Origin of the sequence: Streptomyces sp. NPDC051172 (assembly GCF_040682555.1) — a bacterium.
GTDB lineage: Bacteria > Actinomycetota > Actinomycetes > Streptomycetales > Streptomycetaceae > Streptomyces.
The window spans coordinates 1-1,098 of sequence record NZ_JBFBBE010000450.1 but is presented as its reverse complement, the minus strand read 5'-3'; the positions used below and the strand labels follow the sequence as shown (position 1 = coordinate 1,098).

Sequence of the window (1,098 nt, the reverse complement as noted above, 5' to 3'; positions counted from 1 at the left end):
GAGGCGCCGGCCGCCGACGTCCTCGCCTCGCTCGCGCCCTGAGGACCGCCCCGGATCATCCCGCGGGCTGACGCCGGCCCCTCGGCCCGCGGCCTAGGCTGGCCCGCGTGAACCCCCTGCGCCGCCTCGACCAGTGGACGCGCCTGCACCCCGTGCGCACCGACGTGATGGCCGCCGCGGCACTGTTCACCGTGCTCGTGGCGCTGCCGTGGATCGCGCTCGGGCCGATGGTCGCCCCGGACCCCCAGGGCCGGCAGACGGCCGTCTCCCTCCTGGCCGGGGCCGGCATGGTCCTGCCGTGGGCCGTGCGTCGGGTGCGCCCGGTGGCCTCGGCCGCCGTCGTGACGGCCGCGGCCGTCCTGCACCTGCTCGCCGGGCCCGAGTTCAGCCTGTCCCTGCTGATGGTGCCGCTCACCGTCTACAACCTCGCCGCGAACGCGCCCCGGAGCATCTCGGTGGCCGGGCTGCTCACGGGGCTGGTCGGCGGCGTGGCCAACGGGGTGAAGGTGTGGCTGTTCCCGGCGCAGTTCGTCACCCCCGACGGCCTCACCGTCCGCTCCCCCGCGGAGCCGCTGGCCATGGTCATCATGGCGATCGGCTGCGGGCTCGTGGTGCTCACCGCGTGGGCGTTCGGCGACGTCGTGCGCAACCGCCGCCTCGCCGTGCGCGCCCTCGAGGACCGCGCCCACCGCCTCGAGGTGCAGTCCCGGCAGGAGCGCGAGCTCGCCGCCGCCGACGAGCGCAGCCACATCGCCCGCGAGATGCACGACATCGTCGCCCACTCCCTGCAGGTGATCATCTCCCAGGCCGACGGTGCCCGGTACGCCGCCGCCGCCAAGCCCGCGCTCGCGGTCACCGCGCTCGAGACCATCGGCCAGACCGGCCGCTCCGCGCTCGCGGACATGCGCCAGCTGCTCGGCGTGCTCCGCGAGACCGGCGAGACCGTGGCCGGGGTGCCCGGCGTGACCGACGACGACGCCCGCCGGCCCGCCGACCCCGTACCGGACCGCGCGGACCCCGCCGGGACGCGTCCCGACGTCGTCGCCTCCCCCGACAGCCGCGGCACCCGCCTGCCCCCGGGCCGCCGACCCCAGCCGC

1 protein-coding gene is annotated in these 1,098 nt (G+C 77.3%); it reads left to right on the top strand.

From position 1 onward, the window contains the following. Positions 1 to 107: 107 nt before the first annotated feature. Positions 108 to 1,098, top strand: a 991-nt coding sequence (locus AB0N07_RS51860) for a histidine kinase (protein ID WP_365848074.1), incomplete at its 3' end; no start/stop codon positions are given.